This window comes from Paenibacillus ehimensis NBRC 15659 (assembly GCF_004000785.1).
Lineage (GTDB): Bacteria > Bacillota > Bacilli > Paenibacillales > NBRC-103111 > Paenibacillus_G > Paenibacillus_G ehimensis.
Map to the genome: position 1 here is coordinate 1 of NZ_BILX01000212.1, position 516 is coordinate 516.

Below are 516 nucleotides of genomic sequence, written 5' to 3' on the forward strand. Positions count from 1 at the left end.
CGGACCGCGGGCGCGATCAGCCTGGCGCTGTTCGCCGCGCTGCTTGTCGCGCTGCCTCTGCTTCGGCAGACCGCGCCCGGCATGGGGCTCGCGCTGGCCGACAGCTTTTACCGCGCGGGCGCGCTCGTCTTCGGCGGCGGGCACGTCGTGCTGCCTATGCTGGAGCGGGAGGTCGTCCCTGCGGGCTGGGTCAGCCCGGAGACGTTCCTGGCCGGGTACGGCGCGGCGCAGGCGGTCCCGGGACCGCTCTTCACGTTCGCCGCTTATCTCGGCGCAGCGGCCGCAGGCGGTGCCGGAGCCGCGCTGGCGACAGCCGCCGTCTTTCTTCCGGGCTTCCTGCTCGTCGTGGGCGCGCTGCCGTTCTGGAACGCCTTGCGGACGCATGCGCGCATGCAGGGAGCGCTGACAGGCATTAACGCCGCTGTCGTCGGTCTGCTGCTTGCCGCGTTGTACGATCCGATCTGGACGTCCGCCGTGCGCAGTCCCGCCGACTTCGCGGCGGCTGCCGTTCTGTTC

At 72.1% G+C, this 516-nt stretch carries 1 protein-coding gene; it reads left to right on the forward strand.

Annotated features, from left to right (window positions below):
* On the forward strand, positions 1–516 hold a 516-nt coding region (locus PEH01S_RS34380), incomplete at both ends, for a chromate transporter (RefSeq protein ID WP_174807202.1).